The sequence below is a fragment of the Porticoccus sp. W117 genome, assembly GCF_030341905.1.
Lineage (GTDB): Bacteria > Pseudomonadota > Gammaproteobacteria > Pseudomonadales > Porticoccaceae > SCSIO-12696.
On sequence record NZ_JATAAF010000001.1, the window covers coordinates 364,667 to 390,110 of the forward strand.

The 25,444-nt window shown below is 48.7% G+C and carries 19 protein-coding genes; 6 read left to right on the forward strand and 13 right to left on the reverse strand.

Annotated elements, in window-relative coordinates; translation table 11 throughout:
* Positions 1–80: 80 nt before the first annotated feature.
* Positions 81–902, reverse strand: coding sequence for an SDR family NAD(P)-dependent oxidoreductase (locus QSV34_RS01665; protein WP_289151462.1), 822 nt, complete (start codon positions 900–902; stop codon positions 81–83).
* A gap of 61 nt (positions 903–963) precedes the next feature.
* Positions 964–2,112 (reverse strand): galactonate dehydratase, encoded by a 1,149-nt coding sequence (dgoD, locus tag QSV34_RS01670; RefSeq protein ID WP_289151421.1) that lies wholly within the window; start codon positions 2,110–2,112, stop codon positions 964–966.
* A 148-nt stretch (positions 2,113–2,260) separates the two neighbouring features.
* Between dgoD and QSV34_RS01675 the strand changes: the two genes are divergently transcribed.
* From QSV34_RS01675 to QSV34_RS01700, 6 genes are read left to right on the forward strand one after another with little or no spacing between them, the layout of a single operon-like run.
* A complete protein-coding gene (locus tag QSV34_RS01675) occupies positions 2,261–3,196 on the forward strand; it encodes a 2-dehydro-3-deoxygalactonokinase (protein WP_289151423.1) in 936 nt (311 codons plus the stop codon).
* A 29-nt stretch (positions 3,197–3,225) separates the two neighbouring features.
* The gene (locus QSV34_RS01680) at positions 3,226–3,855 is read left to right on the forward strand and encodes a 2-dehydro-3-deoxy-6-phosphogalactonate aldolase (RefSeq protein WP_289151425.1); all 630 of its coding nucleotides are present in this window, start codon (positions 3,226–3,228) and stop codon (positions 3,853–3,855) included.
* Positions 3,856–3,877: 22 nt separating this feature from the next.
* Positions 3,878–5,440 (forward strand): sodium/sugar symporter, encoded by a 1,563-nt coding sequence (locus QSV34_RS01685; RefSeq protein ID WP_289151427.1) that lies wholly within the window; start codon positions 3,878–3,880, stop codon positions 5,438–5,440.
* A 2-nt stretch (positions 5,441–5,442) separates the two neighbouring features.
* Positions 5,443–6,333, forward strand: a complete 891-nt coding sequence (locus tag QSV34_RS01690) for an SMP-30/gluconolactonase/LRE family protein (RefSeq protein ID WP_289151429.1) — start codon at positions 5,443–5,445, stop codon at positions 6,331–6,333.
* A 25-nt stretch (positions 6,334–6,358) separates the two neighbouring features.
* Positions 6,359–7,066, forward strand: a complete 708-nt coding sequence (locus tag QSV34_RS01695) for a FadR/GntR family transcriptional regulator (RefSeq protein ID WP_289151430.1) — start codon at positions 6,359–6,361, stop codon at positions 7,064–7,066.
* A gap of 13 nt (positions 7,067–7,079) precedes the next feature.
* Positions 7,080–7,490 (forward strand): methylglyoxal synthase, encoded by a 411-nt coding sequence (locus QSV34_RS01700; protein WP_289151431.1) that lies wholly within the window; start codon positions 7,080–7,082, stop codon positions 7,488–7,490.
* 201 nt (positions 7,491–7,691) lie between these two features.
* On the opposite strand, the gene QSV34_RS01705 is transcribed toward QSV34_RS01700, so the two are convergent.
* The 11 genes from QSV34_RS01705 to QSV34_RS01755 form a co-directional block, all read right to left on the reverse strand.
* Positions 7,692–9,026, reverse strand: coding sequence for a serine hydrolase domain-containing protein (locus QSV34_RS01705; RefSeq protein ID WP_289151433.1), 1,335 nt, complete (start codon positions 9,024–9,026; stop codon positions 7,692–7,694).
* Between the two features lie 19 nt (positions 9,027–9,045).
* Positions 9,046–10,461: a glycoside hydrolase family 172 protein gene (locus tag QSV34_RS01710; protein ID WP_289151435.1), complete on the reverse strand. Its 1,416-nt coding sequence runs from the start codon at positions 10,459–10,461 to the stop codon at positions 9,046–9,048.
* A gap of 245 nt (positions 10,462–10,706) precedes the next feature.
* Entirely contained in the window at positions 10,707–12,866 is a 2,160-nt protein-coding gene (locus tag QSV34_RS01715; protein WP_289151437.1) for an MGH1-like glycoside hydrolase domain-containing protein, read from the reverse strand.
* Between the two features lie 88 nt (positions 12,867–12,954).
* Positions 12,955–14,397 (reverse strand): sulfatase-like hydrolase/transferase, encoded by a 1,443-nt coding sequence (locus QSV34_RS01720; protein WP_289151439.1) that lies wholly within the window; start codon positions 14,395–14,397, stop codon positions 12,955–12,957.
* Positions 14,398–14,405: 8 nt separating this feature from the next.
* On the reverse strand, positions 14,406–16,262 hold the full coding sequence (locus QSV34_RS01725; RefSeq protein ID WP_289151441.1) for an MGH1-like glycoside hydrolase domain-containing protein: 1,857 nt from the start codon (positions 16,260–16,262) through the stop codon (positions 14,406–14,408).
* 12 nt (positions 16,263–16,274) lie between these two features.
* Complete coding sequence (locus QSV34_RS01730) at positions 16,275–17,465, reverse strand: aldose epimerase family protein (protein ID WP_289151443.1); 1,191 nt, start codon at positions 17,463–17,465, stop codon at positions 16,275–16,277.
* Between the two features lie 16 nt (positions 17,466–17,481).
* Positions 17,482–18,630: a cellulase family glycosylhydrolase gene (locus tag QSV34_RS01735; RefSeq protein WP_289151444.1), complete on the reverse strand. Its 1,149-nt coding sequence runs from the start codon at positions 18,628–18,630 to the stop codon at positions 17,482–17,484.
* A 95-nt stretch (positions 18,631–18,725) separates the two neighbouring features.
* Positions 18,726–21,860: a TonB-dependent receptor gene (locus QSV34_RS01740; RefSeq protein ID WP_289151464.1), complete on the reverse strand. Its 3,135-nt coding sequence runs from the start codon at positions 21,858–21,860 to the stop codon at positions 18,726–18,728.
* A 140-nt stretch (positions 21,861–22,000) separates the two neighbouring features.
* Positions 22,001–23,080 carry a FecR family protein gene (locus QSV34_RS01745; RefSeq protein ID WP_289151446.1) on the reverse strand — a complete coding sequence of 360 codons (1,080 nt, stop codon included), beginning with the start codon at positions 23,078–23,080 and terminating at the stop codon, positions 22,001–22,003.
* Positions 23,080–23,685: an RNA polymerase sigma factor gene (locus QSV34_RS01750; RefSeq protein ID WP_289151448.1), complete on the reverse strand. Its 606-nt coding sequence runs from the start codon at positions 23,683–23,685 to the stop codon at positions 23,080–23,082. The genes QSV34_RS01745 and QSV34_RS01750 overlap by 1 nt, the downstream gene beginning before the upstream one ends.
* A gap of 937 nt (positions 23,686–24,622) precedes the next feature.
* Entirely contained in the window at positions 24,623–25,168 is a 546-nt protein-coding gene (locus tag QSV34_RS01755) for a putative antibiotic biosynthesis monooxygenase (protein ID WP_289151450.1), read from the reverse strand.
* Between the last annotated feature and the right edge of the window lie 276 nt (positions 25,169–25,444).

Consider the following 25,444-nt stretch of genomic DNA (forward strand, 5'->3'; position numbering starts at 1 on the left):
ATATCATTTAAACCATAGTTGCACAAATATAGTGCAACTCAAAAAAAATAGGATACTTTCAGGGCAGCTACTTAGCCCCCCTAAACCCGCCCGCCGTCGATAATGAGTGATTGTCCGGTAATCATGGCTGATGCATTGGCAGCAAGAAAGAGCGCCGATTGGGCAACATCTTCACATGAAATGGTGCTTTTCAGCGATTGCTGATCCAGGCATTCCTGCAAAGCCTCAGGCGTTACCCACAGCTTTTTTTGGCGCTCGGTCATCACCCACCCTGGAATCAAGCAATTCACCCGAATATTGTCCGGGCCTAGCTCCCGCGCTAGTGCCTTGGTCAAACCAATAATGCCTGCCTTTGAAGCAACATAAGCCGGGTAGCCAGACAAGCCGAGAATGGCAGAATTTGAGCCCAAGTTGATAATGGAGCCACCCCCAACTTTGCGCATACCATCTACAGCATATTGAGCTGTGAAATAATGTGGTCGAAGGTTGGTATTCATAGCATCATCCCACTGCTCTGGTGTATAGCTGCTCACATCGTGACGCGTGTCTCTGGCAGCGTTATTAACAAGCACCCTGATGGGAGCAATATCTTCCTGAAAGCTCCTCATGATGTTACCCAGGTTGTAAATATCGCGAATATCACATGGGTAATAGTGAGGGCGATTGCCGGTCTGCTGCTCTACATCCTCACAAAGCTGATTAGCCGGCTCTTGAGTCAGCGACACAAAACCCACCTTAGCCCCCTGAACAGCAAAGGCTGCAACCATAGCGGCGCCAATTCCCGACCCACCACCAGTAATAAAGACCCCCACTTCGGAAAGATCTTTGTATTTCGGGAAAAAATCATTTGTCGCGTTATCCAGTGTTCCTTTGGCATCACTTATAAAATCTGGCGAACTCATTTCCAATCTTGCCTCTGCTATTGATCTGGCTCACTTTTTAGTGGCGATTAATATTTATCTGTTACCACTCCGCGACACAACCATCATCATGGCGCCATAGCGGATTCTTCCAATTCATAGGCCGTTCGGCGGCCTCTTTGACGGCCTCTTCGTCAATAACCACTCCCAAGCCAGGGCCAGGCAGTGGTTTAATATTGCCGTCAGTCATAGCGAAGTCGTCTTTATTGACTACATAGTCCAGGAGATCCGCTTCTTGATTGTAATGAATACCCATAGACTGCTCCTGAATGACCGCATTGTAGGAAACGAAGTCCACTGCCAGGCAAGAAGCCAAGGCTATTGGCCCCAATGGGCAGTGCGGCGCCAGGCCAACATCGTAGGCTTCTGCCATGGTGGCAATTTTCAAGCATTCGGTAATACCCCCTGCGTGGGACAAGTCCGGCTGAATAATTCCCAACCCGCCATCTTGTAGTACGTGCTTAAATTCAAAACGGCTGTACATGCGCTCACCAGCTGCCAGAACGATACTGGTCTGCCTGCCAAGTTTGGCATACTGTTCATATTGTTCAGCAAGTACCGGCTCCTCTACGAATAAGGGGTGAAACGGCTCTAATTCTTTCAACAGAACCTTGGCCATAGGAACCGAGACGCGACCATGAAAATCCAGGCCGAAATCGATGCGGCTGCCAAAGGCTTCCCGAATGGTGGCGATTCGTTCTACAACTTTATCAACTGCCCTGAAGGTATCGATCAATTTTAGGGCACCGCAACCATTTAACTTGAAAGTATCCCAGCCCAGCTCCAGCCTCTCTTCCATTTGACGCACTTCATCACCAGGATCATCACCACCTACCCATGCGTAGGTTTTCATGCTGTCCCGACAGGTACCGCCCAGCAATTCATAGACTGGTTGCCCCAAGGCTTTACCTTTGATATCCCATAGCGCCTGATCAATGCCTGCAATTGCCGACATAAGGATTGGCCCACCTCTATAGAAACCACCGCGATAGAGCATTTGCCAAATATCATTAATTTGGCGTGGGTCTTTATCAATCAGGTAGAGCGAAAGCTCTTCAACTGCTGCAACTACCGTAGCGGCACGCCCTTCAATAACAGGCTCCCCCCACCCCGTAATTCCTGCATCGGTGTCAATTGCCAGAAACACCCATCTTGGCGCCACAGGATATAAGCGAATGCCTTTGATTTTCATGCATGAACACCTTGCTTATCAGGAATGGAATGACGAATAAATCATCAGTGGACTCTCATCAAAAATTATAATAGTATTTATATTACTAAATAACAACACCAAGCTCACACAGAATATATTAGCGATCGATGAACGAGTGCCTCCCAAAATGACAGAAAGCCGCACTACGGGCACAACCGCCTGTTACATCGTTGGCGATTGGGGCACAACCAATCTGCGTCTGTTTTTACTGGATAGTGCTTCAAAGCAGTGTCTCGATAGACGCAATGGTCCCGGCATAGCCAATACCAACCCGGATCAAATTCCCAAAATATTGGCCAAACTGATAAAACCCTGGATTGGGCAAAACATTGAACAAATATTGTTATGCGGCATGGTAGGCTCCACCATTGGTTGGCTGGATGCCGGATATATAAATTGCCCCCTACCCTTGGCTACACTGAAAGATCATCTTTTTCGTGTACCCACTCATGGCATTCCAACACAAATTGTTCCCGGTATTCGTTGCACCAGTCCCACTGGTACCATCGATGTTATGCGCGGTGAAGAAACCCAACTATTAGGGGCACTGCAATGCCAGGCTCACCTCAACAGTGGAAGTCATTTACTTTGCCTGCCAGGTACACACAGTAAATGGGTGCAGATAAGCAGCGGCGTTGTGGAGAGCTTTTTAACCAGCTTAAGTGGTGAGTTGTACGCCACATTGAAACGCCACAGCATCCTCGTACCGAATACTGAAAATAACCTTCCGGACGAAGCTGTTTTTATACAAGGTATTCAGCGCAGCATAGAACAAAGTAGCTGCGACCTGCTTCATCTGCTGTTTGAAACCCGCAGTCGGCAAATTACCGGAGAGATATCTGCAGAGCAGGCAGCAGACTTTCTTTCCGGACTAATTATTGGCAAAGACATTCAGAATGCGATCAAGTTATTTGGCTCAACCCATTCTCAAAGTCAGATACATTTCATCGCGAACAAATCACTAAATCATCTTTACAGCCTCGCTTGCGAACACTGCAAAATACCCTGCCAAACTCTGGACGGCGACCAGCTCTCTCTGGCAGGCATGCAAACACTGCGATAATCTCATCACGTTCACAGGTCACTCAAAATATGCCTTTCGATCCTCTGCAGTTACTGACACAACACCCTGTCGTCGCCATATTGCGCGGCATTCGCCCCAACGAAATTCTCGATGTTTCTGAAGTTCTGGTGGCTGAAGGGATACGGGTAATAGAAGTCCCCCTTAACTCCCCTGACCCTTACACCAGTATCAGGCTGTTATGTGAACGCTTCGGTAATACCTGCCTGTGCGGAGCCGGCACTGTGGTCACAGTGGAGCAAGTGGAGCAAGTACACCAAGCCGGGGGCAAATTAATAGTAGCTCCAAACACTGATCCGGACATTATTCGACGCAGCCTGGAATTGGGCATGATTCCAGTACCAGGCTTTAACACACCAACTGAGGCCTACCAGGCCATCCATGCCGGCGCTACTTATTTGAAAGTATTCCCTGCGACCAGCATCGGGCCAGATTACTTCAAGTCCATTTCTGCGATTTTGCCCACGAACGTAGGCGTAGTGGCCACCGGTGGCATAAATCCCGAAAACATCTGTGACTGGCTGAAGATGGGTGTCACTGCTGTTGGTATTGGCGGCGACCTTTATCAGCCCGGTGTAGCTCTGGAAGAATTGCAGCAAAAGGCACAGGCGTTGGTCACTGCAACAATCCGCGCACAATAATTGAAAAACAGGAGGGTGAACTGTGAATTTATCTACGCTGGATTTATCTGTGATTGGCGTTTACGCGCTGTTTATTATTGGCCTGGCCCAGTGGGTTAGCCGGGAAAAACCCGGCCACGATAAAACCACTGAAGATTATTTCCTGGCGGGCAAGTCCCTGCCCTGGTGGGCCATTGGTGCCTCGCTGATTGCCGCCAATATTTCTGCGGAACAGATTATCGGCATGTCCGGTTCCGGCTATGCACTGGGCCTGGGGATCGCCTCTTACGAATGGATGTCTGCCATAACCCTGCTTATTGTTGGCAAATATTTCTTGCCGATTTTTCTCAAGCACGGCATTTACACCATGCCCCAGTATCTGGAGCAACGCTACGATCACCGGGTACGGATGATCATGGCGGTGTTCTGGCTATCGCTTTATGTGGTCGTTAATCTCACTGCCATTCTCTGGCTCGGCGCTTTGGCCATCAATACCGTTACCGGCCTAGATCTGGTCTACGGTCTGGTGATTCTGGGCGTACTGGCCACCGCCTACTCGCTGTATGGCGGCCTGAAAGCAGTGGCATTTACCGATATTGTGCAGGTGGTTCTGTTGGTATTTGGCGGCCTGCTGATCACTTACCTGACACTGGACAAAATCGGTGGCGACAGCGGCGTTGTCGGTGGCTTTAACGAACTCACTGCCAAGCTGCCAGAAAAGTTCGATATGATCCTGTCGCCGGATAATCCCTTCTACAAAGACCTGCCCGGCATCTCTGTGCTGGTGGGCGGCATGTGGATTATGAACCTGTCTTACTGGGGCTTTAACCAGTACATCATCCAGCGTGCACTGGCCGCCAAAAGCGTTCAGGAAGCACAAAAAGGCATCGCCTTTGCCGCTTACCTGAAACTGTTGATGCCGGTTATTGTGGTGTTGCCCGGTATTGCCGCAGTGATGCTGGCACCGGACCTCAGCTCACCGGACAAGGCTTACCCGGAAATGATGAAGCTGGTACCCGCCGGTTTGAAGGGCCTGGTATTTGCCGCTTTGATTGCTGCCATCCTGTCTTCTCTGGGTTCCATGATGAACTCAATTTCCACCATCTTTACCATGGACATCTACCGCCACTTCAAACCAGATACCGATACCAATAAGCTAGTCTCTATTGGCCGTATAGTGGCTCTGACTGCAATCGTCATTGCCATGATTATCGCCAAGCCCCTGCTGGGTAATTTCAGCCAAGCCTTCCAGTTTATCCAGGAATTCACCGGCTTCTTTACGCCTGGCATTGTGGTGCTGTTCCTGCTGGGCATGTTCTGGAAAAAAACCACTGCCACTGCTGCACTGACGGCTGCGGTAGGCTCCTTTGTTTTATCCCTGCTGGGCAAACTGTTCTGGCCAGAGCTGCCGTTTATGGATCGGGTCGGTCTGGTTTTCCTGGCCTGTACGGTACTGGCCGTGGTGATTTCCCTGCAGTCCAGGCAGGAGGTCAAAGGTGAAACCGTCAATGTGGGCGAAGTCAATTTCTCCACCAGCAACGGCTTTAATATAGCTACTGTGGGCGTTGTGCTGATTCTCTCAGCCCTGTATGCAACCTGGTGGTAACTGTGAGCGCTGAGTTAATTCATAGCATTCCCGTACACAACACTCTCGGCGAGGGCGTTGTGTGGGACGCCCGCAGCCAAGCTGCGTGGTGGACAGATATTCAGGAAAGCCGCCTGTTCTGCATGGCTTACCCAAGCCTGGATATTGAGTACTTTGATACCCCAGAGCGGCTGTGTTGTTTTGCGCTAACTGACAACCCGGACAAACTACTGGTGGCTTTTGCCAGCGGGTTTGCCCTTTACGAGTACAGAACCGGCAACCTGCAATGGCTGCATCGCCCAGAAGAATTACAGCCCGGCAGCGGCCGCCGCCTCAACGATGGCCGCCTGGATCGCCAGGGACGCTTTTGGGTGGGCGCCATGGTGGAAGACAAAGGTGCCGCTACTGGCAAGCCGGCCAATCTGTACTGCCTGGACAGCAACGGTGAACTCTCTATACACAAATCCGATATTGCCATCTCGAACGGTATTTGCTGGGCGCCGGATAACAGCACATTCTATTTTGCTGATTCCCCTAAACAGCACATTTATTCTTATAAATACGATATTTCACGTGGTAGCATATCTGAGCAAAAACAGTTTTCAGCAACACCAGTAGGCCAGTTTCCCGATGGGGGCATAACCGACTCTAACGGGCATGTATGGAGTGCACATTGGGGAGGCCATTGTGTCGTACGTTACACACCTCAAGGTCAGATCACAGAGAAAGTGGCAATACCAACTCAGCAACCCAGTTGCCTAGCCTTTGGTGGGGCAGATATGAAAACCCTGTTTGTCACGTCTGCACGTCAGGGTTTAAACAGCCAGCAATTGGCCAAAGACACACAGGCGGGGAATTTGTTTGTGCTGGAAACAACTATAACCGGATTGCAAGAGCCTATTTACCAGACGTGAAAATACGATTCCAAGAGTAAAACAAATGGTTTCTACCCAAAATTTGACACAAACCATTGTCCAGGAACTGGGAAAGGATATTGTCACTGAGCGTTACACCGCTGAACAACCATTTCCTATTGAAGCAGAGCTGTGCGAAACATTCGATGCCTCCCGCACCGTACTGCGCGAAGCAGTCAAAATGCTTACTGCAAAAGGTTTGCTAAGTGCCCGCCCCAGGCAGGGAACCCGGGTGCAGCCAGAAGAACATTGGAACCTGCTGGACCCGGATGTACTGAGCTGGCTGCTGGAGCGTAAATTTTCCCTGCCGCTACTGGCGGAGTTTGCCGAAATGCGCCTTGCCATTGAGCCCATGGCGGCAGGATTGGCTGCTCAATCCGCATCAGCTGAGCAGCTTGCTGACATTGAAAAAGCCGTCAAACGAATGGAAGCTGCGGAAGCAGGGCTTGACGACCCCCTGGACTCCGACATTGCCTTTCATGTGGCAGTGTTAAATGCCAGTGGCAATCGCTTCTTGACCCAGTTCCACCAAATGATTAGTACTGCCCTGAAGTTCAGCATTCGCTTTACCAATAGTTTGAAGGGTGTACGGATTGCCAGCGTAGCTGCCCACCGATCCACCTACGAAGCGATAAAGTCCGGCCATCATAAAAAAGCAAAGCAATTGATGGCAGCGATGAACCAGGAAGCTCTGGATATGTTTCGCAAAGCCATTGCCAAAGAACAAACTTAACAGGTCACCACTTATGCAAATCGGCTTAGTTGCCCACGACGAAATGAAAAATACCCTGCTCGATTGGGTAAAAATCCATCGCAGCCAGCTGGCCAACTGTGACATTGTTGCCACAGGAACAACCGGTGGATTGATACTGCAGACTTGCCCGGAATTGAATATAGAGCTGTTAAAAAGTGGTCCATTGGGCGGAGACCAACAAATTGGGGCACGCATTTGTGAAGGCAGACTCAACGCCCTGATTTTCTTTATTGATCCACTCTCCCCTATGCCCCACGATGTGGATGTGAAAGCCCTGACCCGACTGGCAACTCTTTACAATATTCCTCACGCCTATAACGAGGCTACGGCCAACTTAATTGCCGAAAACTTCGGTCGCCTGCCTATAACTGACGGCATTCCGGTTAATCCAAACCCCCGCTAACAAGCAAGTTTAAACACACTACCACCAACCCACCTCATGCTTTGATGCAAGCTGGCTTTGCCTACATAACAATGTGGCAAGACTGGTTGTGAGAAATCAATCTAAAAGAAACAGAGGAGAGTACCACTATGATTTTGATGTTCGCACTAGAATTGACAAAAAAACCCTTTTACTCGCTTACTGCCAACTAAGTTCAAGAATTTATTCATAGTCGTTGATTTCAATCTGAGTAATCGCCTGATAAACCAGGCTGCGTAGTTTCTGGTGAGCATCCACGCCCTTGGCCGGAACAAGCTGCGTCATAAAAACCACGAGCAGTTCTTCCCGGGGATCGACCCAATAGGTGGTGAAGTAGGCGCCACCCCAGCCATATTGGCCAACAGAACCAAGCTCACCGCTGGCACCTAAATCATGGGTCACATAAAAACCCAAACCAAAACCGTTGCCTTTGTTAAAGGGCAGACCATCCAGGTGATTCACGGTCATCAGTTCAACGGTTTTGGGAGAGAGGATACGCTTGCCGTCTAGCTCGCCGCCGTTCAGTAACATTTGCAGATAGCGCGAATAATCCATGGCGGTGGACAGTAGCCCCGCGCCCCCGGAAAAGCTTTTTCTGGGGCCGTTCAGGTAAGCCCCCTGACCTATGTGTGTACCGGGATTGGGCGCCCGCTCGATATCGTCTTTGTCGGTGGACGAGTACACCACCGCGAGACGCGCCTTTTTACTTTTTGGCAGGTAGAAATGAGTATCGTGCATCCCCAAGGGTTCGAATAGGCGGGTCTTTAGAAAGGCATCCAATGTCTGACCAGAGGCCTTTTCGATCACAACCCCTAAAATGTCGGTGCTGTAGCCATAGACAAACTTCTCGCCCGGCTGGGCCTCGAAGGGTAAGGCCGCCATGCGGTTAACAGTCTCGGCGATAGGTTCATCCCGATCCGCAAAGTAATAACCCTGAATACCCGCTGCTTTCCAGCGATCCGCTGCCAAACCCTCGCCATAGCCAACACCGGCAGTATGAGTCAGCAGGTCGCGAATGGTAATAGGACGTTTAGCATCAACTACTTGATAGCCGCCCGCTTCATCGACCACCGCAACGGTGGTCTTGGCAAATTCAGGCAGGTATTTATCCACCGGGTCTGAGATCAGCAAGCGCCCTTCTTCCTGCAGCAACATAATGCCCACACTGACCAGGCTTTTCGTTTGCGAAGCGATGCGAAACAGGGTATCGCGTTGCATGGGCTGGTTGGACTCCAGATCGCGATAGCCAAAGGCTTTCCAGTAGGCAACCCGCCCCTTGCGCGCCACCAAGGCCACGCTTCCGGCAAGTTTCTTATTGTCCACATAGGCCTGCAACTGCTTATCCAAACGCTGCAGGCGATCGGAAGACATGCCCAATGCTTCGGGCGACGCCGCAGGCAAATCGCCTGCCCTGACCAGGGAGCAGGCCAGCAGTAACGACAGCACCCACAAGACCGACGCGGGAATGCTAATTGCCTTACTCGTTTTTGCGCCAAGAAATAACACGGATGATTTCATCTACTTCTCTTTATTTTTCTTACTCGGTTTTTTCAGCCAGTGCTTTCTCGGCCTGCGCTTTTTCAAACGCTTCGTGACGTTTTATGTCTCGTTTTTCGCGCTCCGAGAGTTTCTTTTTCTTCGCTTCCAGCAGTGTCCACACTTTTTCCTGCATATCGCGCATGCGCGCTTCAAGGGGCTGTAATGGTGGTAAGTTACTAACTGGGCTGTCTAAATAAAAGTAACTGGTGGCTGACACGTCATCCGTGCGGTAGTAGTTCACCCCCCAGCCTTTTCTTTCATAAGGATCCAGGCTGTCATCATCTAAAAAGCGCAAATGCTCGATTGGCTCACCGCCTGGGTCGCCCATGCGCAGCCCTTTGGTATCGGCACTCCACACAGGGATTACTGGCATGCCATCGTCTCTAATTTTCGCCAGTACATCCTGGTGTACATGCCCCATCTGTTGCACGGTTACTTTAATATCTTCATGAAAATAAACCGCGTCTTTAATATGGTAGCGATAAAGGGTGTGCAAGTTGTGGTCGGTATCGGTGATCATTGAGCCAAACTGCTGACCGATATACTCACCCTGGCCCCAGCCAGTGCCAATATAGTCTTCTGTACCTGTCCCTACCAACGATGGCAATTCATTATCGCCATCGAGATAGATTTTCACTTCGCCTTCGCCAAACCAGGATTCATCGTAGCCAGCACTGCCGATAATGCCGACGTTGGTGCCAATAAAGCGACCAGTGCCTTGTACTTTGGGCAGAATTTCAAAATCTTTTGCTAATTCGGTTTGATGATCTCTGCGCCAGTGAGCGTGAAAGTACATGGCATCATCAGGTAAGGCGTCTACCTGTACCATATTAATGTCATACCAAAAAAGCACTTGCGATGACGATTCATTGACGATTTCGATTTTTGCGCCATCGCGAAACGGCATTGGAATAGTAAAGTTAAACGAGCGCCCTTCCGGGTTAGAAAACAGCTCGCTGTCAAAACGGGTCATCTCGCCCAGGGCATTGCCAAAAAAGTCCGCGATAGGGGCAGATACCGCAGGTTTGTCTTCACCGTCCCAGTACATATTGATGACAACCCCACGACGTTGCTCGGGCGTAACCGCAATTGAGCCACTCATCCACATGCGCTGAATAATGCCAGCCCCTTCAGCTTGTAAAATATTTTGGGTAGCACCCGGTTGGACAATGAAAAAGGCATTGCCCTTCGCGCCCTTGTTGGTGATACCACCTTTGCCTTTTGCACCGGTTGGATTTTCTGGGCTGAACCAGCGAGTAATAGTGCCTTTAGCGGGTTTGCTATAAAGCTCTGAGTTGGTTTGCGCTTTGTCGTCCTTAAAGACTGCTGCGCCGGTTTTGGCCGTGTTGGTGGTTGAGCTACAGGCGCTTAATAACAATGCAGTAAGCGCGCTACAAGTTAGTTTTGCTTGCATTGTTCAGGTTTCCCAATTAATTAACGCACTGACCGCTAAGGATGCACGGTCAGAAACGTAGTGCGCATTAACATAGTGCGCATTGGTCGTACTGGTATCTGGACGTGCAACGACCTCAAGTGTTATCGAATGCTTTGCTTTAGGCTGGGCCTCACTGCCCGATGAAGATGATTCAGAGAAGCCCGATAACAACACTGCAGCGGCCGTCAGTGATAAGCAGACTGGTTTCATACGCATCGTTTATTTTACTTTGCCAAAGTCACGTTAATTTCTGAGTTAAGCGATGGCGCACAGGCGCTTGGTTCGTTGTCAACCAGTACAACTAAGCCAGGCTGTTGTCCTTGTTTGCCACTATCCCAGTCTTTTTTCCAGATCACGTCGATTTCGCGGCCGTGATACAAGACATTGCCCAAATAAAAGTCATTCCATTTGTTTTCAGGGACTAAGGGGGCAATGGTAAATTCAGGCTTGTGACTGGCTTTAAAGCCGAGCAAATCGCTGATGATAATGTCGTTAAACGACGAATGGTTATAATCAATTTCACCGCCCATCTGCCCTAATCGAGTGTCTTTGTTACCTTCTTTGGCGTAACCTGTGCTGGTGACTGGTAAGTAGTATTCGCCAATCGCCCAACTGTCTTCATAGCCTGTTTCTTTGGTGCCACGTGAGCGGTGCAGCTCAACATATTCTTGTAAATAATCGAAGTACTTAGCTTGCCAGTCATCACGGGTTTCAACTGGCGCATAGTTACGAACAAAATTGGCATAAGACTTACCAATAATCGAATTTAACAGCGGCCAGCCGCGCCCGTTCCATGAGTAGGCAAGCTCATTAAAGTAAGGGCTACGTCTTTCCACGGAGGTGATACCAAAGTTTCCTGCAAAGCCCTCTACATCGTTTAGCTGTTGCCAGGCAAGGTTATATTTACTGTCGCCTTGCGGCACGATGCCGTCAAAATACCAGGGCACATAACCGACAGATTCGCGCATAGGGGTTTCATAGGATGGCATGTGATAGGCGTCGCCATCACCATCTACTTTAGCGGCATAAATATTGTCGTCTGCGGTATGGGTTTTAAAGAAAGACTGCTCATCATTCCAAAGCACGTCGAGAATTTTTGCGCGCAACTGCTCGGCTCTATTTGTGTAATCTGTGGCTTTGCCCCTATATTCAGCCGCTTTAGGATCTGTATCGCCTAACTCTGCCGCACGCCGCGTCATCAATCTTGCCATCGACAGCAAATCCGCATACATGTAGCTATTTAAACTGGGGCGTACCGTATTGATTTGCGGATAGTTCTTGTCTAAAAAACTGCCTTGTCCATCTCGCTTATAGCCATTATCAACAAAGGCGTTAAAATCCAGCCCGCTTTTGCCTTGTTTAAACTTATTCCACAGCCCCCAGCCATTATAAGTATCGCCAATGTTATCGGTGGTGAAATAGCTAAATGGCCCTTCGGACTGAACCATAGCGGCCTGAGTGGAAGCGGCATATTCCATGCAGTCATGGGCATCAAGGTTTTTGAACATGCCGTCGGTTATTTTGCCCTTGGCATTCACTGTAAAGTCGTTATCCCAATCGCCAAAGTGATCTTCCATGCCGGTAAGCACTTTGTCTTTCCACAGCTCACTTTCACTCCAGCTCTCATCCCACACATCAGGATGCACTTGCAAGAAGGCGTCAACCGCATTGTTTAGCCAAACGCTGTTGTTGTGCGCATAGTCGCGAACCACATAAGAAAGAGTGCGATCATAACCTCCCATGTACGCTCGGTTAGCCCCTTCACCGTGATACCAATAGATGGCGTAGTCTCTTAAATATTGGCTGTCTCTTAACCATCGGCCGTCATAAAACTGTAACCCTGCTGGACAAACAATGGCCGTGCCGGGCGATTCATGGCCTTGGCCGTTTGGAAATTCACTGACGTTCCAGACTTTACGACTTAAATTGGCATCTTGGTACTCGTGTAAATGTTTGCGATACACCCACCAACGATAGGCATAGACTTCGTTAAAGGCATTGTCGGGGCTTTCAAAATAGGGCGTGTTGTCACGCAAAAAGACAAAAGCGTCATCGTTGTGAATGCATGAAATATCCCCTCCCCTTTCGGTTTTGGTTCGACATGGCGCTCTGCCACGGATATTGCTTGACTGACCTTCTATACCAACCAGGTTGTCAATGATCGGACCATAATTATTAAACTCATTGACGTAGGTTTTGAGATTCTTGATTGCCTTAGCCTTAAGCGCATTGCGTGTATCCTTTATTTCTTGCGCATCAACCGAGCAAGCAGCAAGAGCATTGCTGGTATCTTCAGCGTCAGTGCTGCAACCGCTAGCAATCAGGATAAATGTCGCCAGCAGGCTAACTCGGAAGATTCCAGGGTGAGCTTTATCATTGTTCACAATAATTCTATTCTCTCTGTATGTATCGCCGATTTATTTAAACCGACCAAAACCCCTATTTTTTGTCTATTAAAAAGCGACCTTGCCTTTACCTTTTCGTGTTTTGATACCAGCTAATTACCTCTTTAACCAACGCCCGCGTTTTCTTGGGATGTGTTTCGCTTACGTTATTGCTTTCACCCGGGTCAGTGAGCAAATCATACAGTTGCGGCTCACTGCCATCGTATTTACAGAGTAACTTCCATTTGCCGGAACGAACCGCCAGATCGAGGTAATTTTCTGTAATACCTTTATAGATGTGACGATCTGGAAGACGGTTAAAAAACAGCGGCTGCTTGCGCGAGGCTTGCGATTTCCCCAGCAGGGTTTTAAGCAGGTTTTCACCATCGTAGCTCACGCCCTCAACCAACTCAGCATCCGCGAATTCAAGTAAAGACGGCACAATATCGATAGAAGAAAAAACCGAATCTTTATTGCGGCTACCAATGACATCTTTGGCCATGAACGCTGGCCCCCAAACAATCAGTGGTGAGCGAATACCGCCTTCATAAAGGTGCGCTTTGTAGCCTTTTAAACCGTTGGCGTCGCCAATACCGGGATCGGGCCCGTTATCAGACGCAAACAGGATCAAGGTGTTATTCTGTAACCTTTTGTCTTGGCGAATATAGTCAAACAACGCTTCAAATTGCCTATCCATAGACTCTAGCACCGCCAAGTAAAGGCCACGTCTGCCACCAGAATTGGCAATGTTGTAGTCTTCTGCCGGTGGCCACCAGGGGCCATGTACATCATCAGGCCAGATATTGACGTAAAACGGCTTGCCGTCGTCGGCTGCTCTGTCAATAAAGCCTATGGCAGCATCGATAAAACCGGTGGTGATCCGTGAACGCTGCATATACATATAGGGGCCTAAGCGCTCAGCATCTCTCCAGGTGCGATTAAATGTATTACGGCCATTGCGCGTCAGCGGCAGTAGCTTGGGTCCCATGCCTTCAAAATTAGTTAACGATTGATCAAAGCCATAGTCGGTAATGGGCGGCGCATCATCAACATCGCGCTGGCCGCCCATGTGCCATTTGCCAAAATGGCCGGTGGCGTAACCTGCCTTTTTTAGGGAGCGCGCCAACATGGGTGCTTTGGGATCAAGCCAGTTTTGGATGCCCCGCTTGGCGTTGGTGGCGCGGTTATCCAGATACGAGGTAATACCCCAACGCAACGGGTATTGCCCGGTCGACAAGGCTATACGTGATGGCGAGCACACGGGCGAGTTCACGTAATACTGCTCAAAAGCCATGCCTTCTTTAGCTAACTGGTCAATCGCTGGCGTATTGGCTACTTTACTGCCAAAGCTGGACAAATCCCCCCAACCCATATCGTCAATAAAAATAACAATAATATTGGGCTTATCGGCTGGCTCGTTTGCGTCACCTTCCAAGTAGTCCGCCATGGGCTTTAATGGATGTACGGCCAACAGCGCTACTACCAATGGCTTAGATAAATGTTTAAAAATTGTATTCGTAAAGCGTTTCATCTCGCGCTCTATTTCAATTTTATGGTTAATTTTTCAGTCAAATCTGTACCACATTGAGCTAGCTCGTTATCCACCCACACGCACAGACCCGACTGGTCGCCGGCTTGCCCTGCATCCCAGTCCTGCTTCCAAACAATGTCCACATCACGGTCGTGGTAGCGGATGTTACCCAGGTAAAAGTGATCCCACTGCCCTGTCGGCAACAGCGGTTGCAGTGAGAAGCGGTTGTCGTGTGAGGCGGTAAATCCCAGCAGGTCTTCGATCAACATGTCTGGAAAGGTGGAATGAAAATAATCTTTCACGCCGCCAAATTCAGCGCTCTTCGAGGGCAGGTAATATTCACCAATATTGCGCTCTTCCCCGTGCAGATGAACCAGCTTTTCGATATGGCTAAACAGTAGCTTCCTGTCTTTCGGGGTGACCTCTTGTTTGTAGTTTTTCAGGTAGTTGGCGTAGGCCTTATTCACCACCGAATTCTGGAAGGGCCAGCCGCGACCGTTCCAGGCATAGGCTTCTTCGTTGTAATAGGGGTGACGTTTTTCAGCGGTGGTCATACCCAACTTGCCCATAAAGCCTTCAGGGGATGACAACTGTGCCCAGGCGCCGTCGTATTGTGTTTCCCCTGCCGGGATCATGTTGAAGTACCAGGGGGTATAGCCGACGGATTCGCGCACGATGGAGGGCGTGTCTTTTGGCCCGTAGTTGTTATCCGCCGCCGTGTGGGAATAGAAAAATTGATCTTCCTGGTGCCACAGGGTGTCCAGCGTTTTGGCTTGCAACCTTTGTGCTCGCAGCAAGTAGTCCTCACTTTTCAGCTTGTCCCTTTTGTCAGCAGAACCCTCTGCCTTTAGGGCATAGAGGTTGCCCAGGGATTTCAGGTTGCCGTAGTAATAGCTGTTGATTGAGGGGCGCACCAGATAAACCAGTGGGTAGGCGTTGGCGAAGGCGCTGGTGTAAGCCTTAACGTGATCTGAGCCCCGCAGCTCGTCTATGGTCTTCCAGCCCTGGTAGTAATCGCGCCAGTCCTTTTCGGTATAGATGGCGTAGGGACCATCCCCTGCAACCAGAGGCAGGCTGGCGGAAATGGTAAACTCCATGCCATCGTAAAGGTCGAGCACCTTGTACAAGCCATCGGTGTTGCTGCCCCCTTTGCGCACGCGAAATTTGTCGTCCCATACCTGCTGGTGGGCTTCCATATGGGGAAGTAATTGATCTCGCCAGACATTGTCTGGGTGCACTTTCAGGAAGGCTTCGGTGCCGTCGATCATCCAACTGGAATAGTGGTGGCTTTCCGGACGGGCTATATAGCTGTGAAAGGGTCGCCCTTCGCGCTGATTGTGCTTGGATGCGTGGCCGCTCATATAGAAGTCGATGTAGTCTTTCAGGTATTGGGTGTCGCGAAACCAGCGCATGTCGTAAAACTGGTGGCCGGCCGGGCAAGGGATAGCGCCACTGCGGCTACCGTGTCCCGGCCAGCCGAAAAACTCGGTGATGACCCAGTGTTCTTCCTGGGTATCCGGGTCTTTCCACAGGCGAAAATGCTTGGACATCATCCACCAGCGGTAATTAAAAACCTCGGTAAAGTCTTCGCTGGGGCTAATAAAATAAGGAGCGTTGTCCGCCAAGAGCTGGCCGACATTGCCGGTGTTGAATGGCCCATCTGAGACAGGGCGATTCGAGTAGTTGTTAAATTCTTTAACATCCTGTGCCAGGGTTTGTCGGGCCTGGTTTTTCAGGCGCTGCATCTCAGCGGTTTTTTTATCTGCCTGGGCATCTGTTCCTGCATACCCGGAAAGTGACAGGCCAATGCCTAAAGCAAGCGCTGCCGCCATACCGAATCTTCGATTGAAGGTTAACTTTTTCATTTCACGCCCTGCTTACTTGACCGCAAACTCAAAAACGGTGGTGGTTTTATACTGCTCCCCCGGCTTGAGTACGGTGGAGGGAAAGTTCGGCTGGTTAGGGCTGTCCGGATAGTGCTGAGTCTCCAAACAAAAACCATTGCGGTAGTGATACACCACTCCGTCTTTGCCGGTGACGGTGCCATCAAGAAAATTACCCGCGTAAAACTGAATACCCGGCTGGTCGGTGTATATGGCCATAGTTCGGCCGGTTTTTGGGGTGTAGGCTGAGGCAGCTAACTGCAATGATTCCGTACCTGATTTATCCAGCACCCAGTTGTGGTCATAACCGCCACCAAAGGCCAGCTGTTGGTGGCCAACAGCAATATCCCGACCAATGGTTTTGGCTTGCCGGAAATCCATGGGCGTATCGACCACAGTAGCGATTTCGCCGGTAGGAATCAGGGTGGCATCAACCGGCGTATAGTGACTGGCGTTCAACATGAGTTGATGACCGATGATCTCCCCTGCGCCATGACCATTGAGGTTGAAGTAGGCATGCTGGGACAGGTTGACCACAGTGGTTTTATCGGTGGTGGCCAGGTAGTCGACGCGCAGGCGGTTGCTGTCGTCCAGGGTGTAAGTGACCTGTACTTTCAAGGTGCCGGGATAACCTTCATCACCGTCTTCACTGACCAGTGAGAAGGTGACGGAGGCATCGCTGCCGGAGGATTTACCCTGGCTGCGCCAGAGCCGTTTATCAAAACCTACCAGGCCACCGTGCAGGGCGTTGGGTCCGTTATTCACGGCGAGGCTGTAGTCCTGCCCTTCCAGGGTGAATTTGCCGTCTTTGATGCGGTTGGCGTAGCGCCCAACAATGGCACCGAAATAGGGGCTGTCGGTCAGGTATTGACCAGGGTTGTCAAAACCGAGAGTAATGTCAGCCAGGTTCCCATCTCGATCCGGTGTGTGTAATTCAACAATGGTGGCACCCAAGTCCATAATGGCCACCCGCATGCCAGCACTATTACTCAGGGTCGTCAGCCCTACCTCACGGCCGTCGTCCAGCTTGCCAAACATCGTTGTGCTAACCCGTTGTACCTGTTGTTCACTGCTTTGGCTTTCTAAATGGGTCACCTTGCTTGCCTCCTGATCCGGCTGCGAAGGGGAACAACCAAGGTTCAGCAATAACAGGCTAAAAAGTGTTACGGCCAGTCTTAGGGTCATGGTGATGCTCCGTACGTTATTCTTGTTTGCTTTTAATAATCAGCGCTTTGATAAGCGCCACTTCCTTATCGCTGTATGGGGTGCCATCAGCCCTGAGCAGATCGTGGAACCAGGGGTCGGCTTCACCGCTAAAGGCTTCAGGCCAGGAACGCCAGGGATAGATGGTCTGGCTTTTTCCAGAAACAAACCCCCAGTGGATCGCGCCGACCTTGTTGTCCGCAAAATAGGGCATGATGTTTTCGAAAGTACTGCCGGTTTCCCGCGCCATGTACTCGGTACAGAGTAGTGGCCTACCGTGCTGCTGCAGGGCACTCACCAAGCTTTGCGTGGCCTGCAGGTCGCTGTAAACATGGAAGGTAAGAATGTCTGAATGGTCGAGCATAAAGCGGTACAAACCGCGATAGGGGCTTTGGGGATCCTCCCCCACCCACTTGCCGTCGTTGGAGCGCCAGATGCTAGAGGTAATGGGTTGCGAAGGCTGTACTTCTCGTGCCCAGCGAAACACTTTTTTGATCAGTTGCAGGCTGTAGCGGTGTTTATTGCCCAGCTCAACAATGTCGTAGGAATTGGGATTGGTGTTACCCGGTTCATTGTACAAATCCCAAATCGCTACCCGCTCATCCTGGCCATAGCGACTGACGATGCCTTGCACATAGCTTTGCAGCTCATCATGGCGGTCGTAGTCACCGAGAATGGCTTTGCCCGGCCCCTGCACCCAACCGGAATTATGGGTATGGGGAATGGGGCTGCGCTGTTTACCGAGCTTGGGGAAAGGATCCCAGACATCATCAAACAACACTAACATCACCTTGATGTTGTGTTTGTCGGCAATGGCCAGGAACTGGTCAACGCGTTTTAGAAAGCCTTTACGGTCTTGTTCCCACAGTAGGTCGTGGAGAAAAACCCGGGCCATGTTAAAACCGATCTCAGACGCCCAACCCAGTTCCTGGTCGATCACCTCGGGATCAAAGGTCTCTTTCTGCCACATTTCCAACTGATTAATGGCATAGCGCGGTGCGTAGTTAAAGCCCGTCGGCCAGGGCTGCTCCGCGTACCATTTGTTGGCCTGCTCGGCGCTCCAGCGGTGCTCTTCTGCTAATGCATAAGAACAAAGTACAAAGTACAACAATCCGATTTGATAGAGGGATTTTGACAACAATCGCATGGAATCTCCCAGCCCTTTCAACAACAGAGTTAAGCGTCTAACTATAGAAAGCGGGACTGCTAAAGCAGTCCCAAGGATATTAAGAGGAGACCCGCTTAATATGTCATACGGATTCCAACAAAGGCATTACGCCCCGTAGAAAACGCGCGCCAGGGCTGGTCTATATCACCGGAGTTACCAAAATGCAGACTGGTAACCTCGTTGGTGAGATTAGTCACATCAGCGGTAATGGTGATGTTATCGTTGACATCGTAGGAGGCGGACAAATCGAGAGTGCCGCGATCTTGTACGAAAGATGCACGATCACCATCAATTACCTGGTCGAAAACAAAAGAGCTACGGTATTGGTAAGCGGCTCTCAAGCCAAGAGGGCCTGATTCGTAGAAAGCCGTCAGGTTGGCTGTGTGCTCAGACAGTTGCAGTGCTGGTATGGCCCGCCCTGCTCCATCTTCAATACCTAGATCATCATCAGAATAGGTATAGTTTGCCTGAATACCAAAGTCACCAAATGTTTTCAGGAAGCCCAATTCAAAACCATAAATACCACCACTCTCACCACTATTGGCAGGTGTTGATACTCTGAAAGTTTCTGGTCCTGTTGAGGTGTCGAACACTTGGTCATCAAAGGTGTTGACAATGAAATCACCTACATCCTTGTAGTACAGAGCACCGCTCAGAATATTACCATCAGCAAAATACCACTCCAGAGAAACATCCAGGTTAGTAGATTCTGCAGGCTCAATAGCCGGATTTCCGATAGAGCCAGTATTTTCAAAGAAGTTCAACCTTGGTGTCGGAATCAAATCCTCAAACCGGGCTCGTGCAATTGTTTTAGATGCGCTAAAGCGCAAAACCATATCATCGCGCACGCCCAAAGCCAGATTCAGGCTAGGCAAGACGTTCGTATAGTCTGCATCCCGGGTAAAGGGTTGGAAAGAACCATCTTCCGTTTCCAGCACACCCACATTGCTGACGTCGGTTTGTACTATACGAACACCCAAGTTACCGGTCAGTGGCAAACCACCCCACTCTGTACTGATATCCCCAGATATATAGGCTGCAAAACTAGTTTCACCCAGGCTAAATGAGTTGCTCTCCACAAGCGGAACATTGTTAATCCCGTCCCGTGCCAATTGAGCATAAATTGAAGCGCGATCCTGGAATGCAAATGCATCGGGAGCAGCAAAAACAGGGAACCCACCAAACTCTGTCAAAAATCCACTTATCGAAGAATTCAGCACTGGAATTGAGCCACCGGACAAAACCAAACCATCTTCCGCGTCTCCGGTCATACCATTACCATTGCGGTCAACAGTTGTCAGTGATTGGTCAACATTAAAACGTTGCCGATTGCGCTCATAATCAGAATAGCGCACACCAACTTTAATCCTACTGAAGAAATCTCCCTGAAGGTTGTAATCCACATCAAAGCGCAGTGTTGTCTCAATACTGTCTTCTGGTTGGTCATCCAGGAAAGTATTAAAGCGATAATACTGAGATTGATCTTGATAATCTAAAGCTGGGTCTGGAGTGAGTACACCACCATCTGAATTTCTAAGATCAATATTGGCACTAATACTATCGACACGACGTGTCGGGTTGGCGTAAAAGAGCTTCAGGCTATCGGACTCGTAATAAGTCGCCTCTCCACTGAAAGTATAGTCTCCATGGGTAATTTCGCTGCCAAGAGTGAAGTGTCTGAACTCTTGGGTACGAGGAAATGAAACACCTTCCTGAATCAATCCATAGCCATCTACATCCGTTGACACTAACCTGCCCAAATCGGCAGACTGAACGTTGGAGAATGTGAGTGCTGTGGGGTCAAAACCCAGCAGCACAAAGGAACGGCGTGAGTCGATAAGCTGGAAATCACTACCAAAAATATCAAAGTGAAAGCGGGCATTATCATTGGGTGCAAAATGAAGAGCTGCGGTGTAAGTATCCGCCTGCAACTCTTGCGTTATTGCTCCGGAAATTGGCAATTGCGGAAAAACCAGAGAGCCCGGTACGTTGGCGATACCCAAGTCGCCAATATCACGTAAAGCAAAGAAATTGGTATTATCCAGACGCTGCCCGCTCTCTGCGGTACTCACATTGACCATCAAGCCAATAACGCCGGCGTCAGTATCCCACTTGGTAGAATAAAGAGCGGCGAGTCTTTGCCCTTTATCTTCAGCTTGCGAATTATCCTGTATTTGGCCGGTTAAGCTGAACTTGGTTTCATCTATATCGAGAGGACTCCAGGTTCTCACATTGACCACGCCTCCCAATCCCCCCTCAACCATATCGGCGGTAGGCGATTTAAAAACCTCGATACCCCGCAAAACTTCAGAAGGCACAGTTTGCAAATCAATAAAGCGGTCACCACCTTCCGGGTTAGCACCCCGCAAAACACGTCCGTTGACAAGTACGCTGTTTTGGGAAATACCACGAATTTGAACACCGGTAAAAAATGGCTCCGTACCAGACACACCCACACCAGTTACCCGGCTTAGTGACGCACTGACACTTTGATCTGCAAAGTCCGCCAAACCCTCAGCTGAAATGAAGTCTCCTATCTGCTCAGCATTACGCTTTTGATCAATTGCTCGCTCCAGACTACCTCTAAACCCGGTAACCACCAGCTCTTCAGAAATGTCTACACTTTGATCGGCCTGTTCCGCCGAGCTACTTGCCGAAAAAAAAGCCCCCAATGCAGCTAAGATACCTGTTGACAGTTTATTTTTTTTCACAGTCTTCTCCTCATCTGGCATATCATTATCAGAAGATTTCTTGAGGGAAATCTTGATAACACCTTTAGTGGAAAGACCGACAGAAAGATCAGAGTCTGCTAACAATAATTGCAGGGCATCAACTACTTGATAATTCCCAACAACTGCATTGGCTTGGCGAGTTTCTGCAACAGCATAGGGGAATAAAAAAGTTGCGCCCGTTTGTTCGGCCAATTTATTAAGTGCTGCAGCAGCATTTGACGCGGGCACATCAACTTCAAAGTACTCATCATCAGAATCAACTGCAGCATTAGCCGATAAAAAAGTCCCTGACTGAAACAGAAAGATAAAAACTATAGTTCGCCAGAAAGACTCTTTATACCCCCTATTCCCAAAAACCAAATTTCTGTTAGAAAACTTTATATTTTCCTTCAGCATGGCCTTTCCAACTATGAAACTGTTGAGAAATAAAAAGCCACACCTGTGGAAAAATATTTTCTTAAAAATTTTTGGTTTCACAATCAAAAAACACCCTCCTGACATACTTCTTTGTAGTGTTTTTATATAAGAATACCGCTCTTTAAAGATTTCAAAAACACATCAGGGGCTATAGAGCTTACCCCTAACACGTTAAAAACCTCTTGACCAGCCGGGGTTGATCATTCAGGAAGCGACAACACCACCTGATTGTATCCAGTACGTTGTACGTGAAGGCCAAAGTTACTTTCCAGTGAATCCAGCATAGCTTCCGTTTCGCCAACCCTGAATTGACCACCGATCTTTATGGCTCGCACCTCTGGATCATTTATCTCAATGGATACCGTGCTGTAACGACTGATTTCTGCGACTACCATTTCCAGTGGATCACCCGTAAACATGAGTAAACCCTTTCTCCAGGAGAGCTGCTTATCCATTTGATGCTGGTCAATATCGGTGATCGGATCCATGCTACTTTCAGAATCTTCATAAGAGGCTAAAATATTCTTAATAGTAGTTATCTGCCCCGCTTTCAAATGGCCAAATTTTTTAGCTACTGCATCTTTATGTTGAGGTGCACTCGGCTCGAAGCTACTATCCTTTTCTTGTTGCAGAGCAACCAGACCAACTTCGCCTTCAGTAACAGTCACACTTACATCAGCCCCTTTAAGACGCACAGAAAATGCCGTCCCGATTGCCTGAACTCTGCCTCTACCCGCGTAAACCCGGAACGGGCGTTCCGCATCTTTGGCGACGGTGAAATGAGCCTCTCCCTGTAAAAGGTAAATGTCGCGGTACCCTTCGCTGTAATCAATTCTTATCTGGCTATTGGTATTGAGTTGCACAACCGAGCCATCGACGAGGGTTTTATCTCGCTGCTGACCCACTGCCGTAGCATAGAGGCCGCTATCAATATTCGCTGCCCCTTTAAAAAGAGGTGACAGAACAACCAAAGACACAATCAAACTGGCAGCAACCGCTGTAGAAACCAGCCACTTAAGCTGTTTTCGCCCCCTTCGCTTGCCACGCTGGCTATCATGTTTACCCAGTGGAACAGCCAACTCCGTCAGCACATTCATATTGCCCCAGAACCTGGCTAGAGTTTCGATCTTTTCTCTATGCAAAGAGCTTCGACCCAGCCACTCGCGCAGAGCAAGCTCTTCTTCTGCTGAGAGAGAAGAGTCACTATCCAGTTTGATAATCCATTCACCGGCTTCCTTTTCAATCAGGGAGCGATCAGGAAATTCGTAAATGTTTTCCATCAATCTTTCTTCTCCATAGGCATATAACCGGACGCAAGACTTGAATCAGAGTCGGGGTTGAATGTTTCCCGCTCTCGTATGTAAGCCTTACAAGCAAGCATGCCTTTTAGTAAGTGTTTCTGTACGGCACTTATTGAAATACCCATCCGATCGGCGATCTCCCGATGGGTAAAACCATGTACTTTGCGTAACAAGCAAGCAACCCTTCGCCGTTCAGGTAAAGAGGCTAGAGCCTCACAGTACAACGCCAAGTGCTGCCGAGCACTTTCTTCCTCCTCCACCGAGGGTCGATCCTGTGTGTCCATTGAAGATTCAATATCTTCAATGTAATCCGTAATTTGTCGTGATTTTCGAGTCAGCTCTGTAAGTGCCAGGTTTTTGGCAATCTGGAACAAGAACGCCTTTGGTTGGTCAATTTTTTTATCCTTCTCCGCTTTAAAGGCTCGCAGATAAGCCTCCTGAGCGACATCTTCGATATCCTGCCGGTCAAATAGAAAACGGGCTAAAAAACGCCGGAGAAAGGCACTATTTTCCAAAAAGTTCTTGGAAACAACCGATAAACGCCCTCTAGGCTCATGCCCTGAAACTTTCTCATCTACTGCCATTTACACAGATTTCCCCTCAAAAAGGTCCAATTGCCACAACTCACGCTACAAACGGTATATAACCTGCGCCTCATCACCACTTCAGGACAAAATATCAAGCAGTTATCAGCAACAGGCCACGCGCAGCTAGCTACACTACAAAAGCGCACATCTATGTAACCAGTGAACCCTATAAACCCACACCCCTAAAAAATTTATTTTTTGCTGTTCAGTATAGTGTATGACTCATGGCGCGTTTCCAGGAGAGGAAAAAGGAGAATTTAGCCAATAAGAACAAGTTTGCAAGCATTTGATTTATTGAGATTTAATAATCTCTGGTATTCAGGAGTTATTGACCGGTTGGAGCAAACAGCTAACCGAGGTGTTGTTCAAATGCCCGCATTATTACTGGTGGCAAATGGCACAGATTCGGGGGTGTGGGGCAAGTGTCGGACAACCCCATACGCAAAAGGCCTGTCATTGCTGACAGGCCTTTTGCGTATATGGCGCACTCGGAAGGATTCGAACCTTCGACCGCTCGGTTCGTAGGTGTGCCGCTAAATTTAAGTTATTGTTTTTATTAACCTTTATGACGGCGTTCGTTGCTGATTTTGTCGGAAAAAGTATAACAATGACGTACTGGTGTCGGAAAAGTGTCGGAAACCAACAACCGCTCGGTAGAACACCTAGCGGCTACGACTTTACTTGCCTGTAGGTCTAACTTTTCTGGCTGATTAGGCGTCATAAACAAGGCGAATATCACTTATTAACAGCCAAGGCTGAGTCTGTACAATTAAAGCTTAGTCACAAAAGAACCACATTAAAGTGGCTTCTATATTTTGTCGCTAGAGTCCGTCTCAGGTTATCCCTCAAGCACTCTCTGACGCTAAGTTCCTGAGACACCCCTTCCCTAAACCTGTAATTAATTAAACTGCATTCTGATCAATTGAAAGTGTTTTCACGTTTTACTCAACCAGCGCTTGAATATTCTTGTCATTATTGGCAATGCAATATAAGACATACAAATAGTAACAACGGCTGTAATAATAGTTTGGTTAATCACGTCATTGAAGATTAACAAACCACCCAAATTTGGTGGAATAAAATACACCAAAGGTCCAATTGCAAAAAAAGAAACTACCGTCATTTTTCCTCTTGACGGAGTTTCACCTGGCTTCATAAACCAGTGTTCTAACCCCATAAATGTTCGTAACTTTGGAGATTCTTCAGAAAAACCGCTCGACTCAGACAATATTTTTTCTCTGATCTCCGAGGTATTCCAACGCTGCAATAGCTCAGCGTTTTCAAATTTGAAGATGATCACGTACTCGTTATCATTTGGAGTCACCATTCCAGGCTCTATCAAAATAGTATTGACATAACCTTCAAACTTTTCAGAAGCTTTAGTGAGTTTCTTTTGCCAGCCGATATACTCATCAATTTGATTCAGCTTTACTCTATGATGAACAACAGTCACAACACTGTTACCGGCTAACTTAGACATGAATATCACCACCAGGTCATTTTCAAGCAATTGATCTTCAAAAAGTTAAAGCAAATTTCTTGTCCATCTCTGTATATCCATTTTCAATCACAGACTTCCAATACATACAGCCGTCTTTGGTGATTAATACTTTGATTATCAAGCACTAGGGAACATCTGATTAATTGATAATGCAGTGCCAGTTTCTGCAATTCAAAAATTCAGGTGCTCGTTTTCTCCAAATTTTGCGTAAATAACTCGATATTTACGCACTTTTTGCCTTGCTGAGGGGGGCTC